1 protein-coding gene is annotated in these 512 nt (G+C 70.7%); it reads left to right on the top strand.

All coding sequences use genetic code 11. The annotated features are described in order from the left end of the window. Positions 1 to 138: 138 nt before the first annotated feature. Positions 139 to 512: TetR/AcrR family transcriptional regulator (locus A5655_RS06340; protein WP_156764735.1), on the top strand; the 374-nt coding region annotated here is incomplete at its 3' end.

The raw sequence follows: 512 nt of genomic DNA, 5'->3' as shown, positions 1-512 counted from the left end.
GCGGGTCTCCTCGCCGCTGGCGCCGACCGGGCGACCCAGTTGTGCCCGCGTCATTGTGACGTCCTCACTTCCGGCTAACAGCGTCAAATATAATCGGCCGATCAATTTATGTGCCGGTTCCGTAGGGGGGTGCCCCGCATGAGCCCCGCCCGGTCGCAGCTGGGTCGCCCGGTCGGCGCCAGCGGCGAGGAGACCCGCCGGCGGATCATCGTCGCCACCATGCGCTGCGTGGCCAGGGCCGGCTATTCGCGCGCGACCATCCGCGAGATCGCCCGCACGGCCGAGGTGACCAGCGCCAGCCTGTACAACTACTTTCCCACCAAGTCCGAGCTGATCAAGGCCGCCATCGCGGCCAGGACCGACGTGGCGCTGCCGCGCCTGCGCGAGGCCGCCGGCGGCCCCGGCGACGTGATTGACCGGATCGAAGCGGTGCTCGACGAGCTGGGCAGGTTGCTGCGCGAGTATCCGCACCTGGCCGCGTTCGAGCGCGCCATGCGCGGGCGCACCGGGCT

It is taken from the genome of Mycobacterium sp. 1081908.1, from assembly GCF_001673535.1.
In the GTDB taxonomy this organism is placed as follows: domain Bacteria; phylum Actinomycetota; class Actinomycetes; order Mycobacteriales; family Mycobacteriaceae; genus Mycobacterium.
The sequence above is the reverse complement of the archived record's forward strand: the minus strand, read 5'-3'. Positions and strand labels throughout refer to the sequence as shown.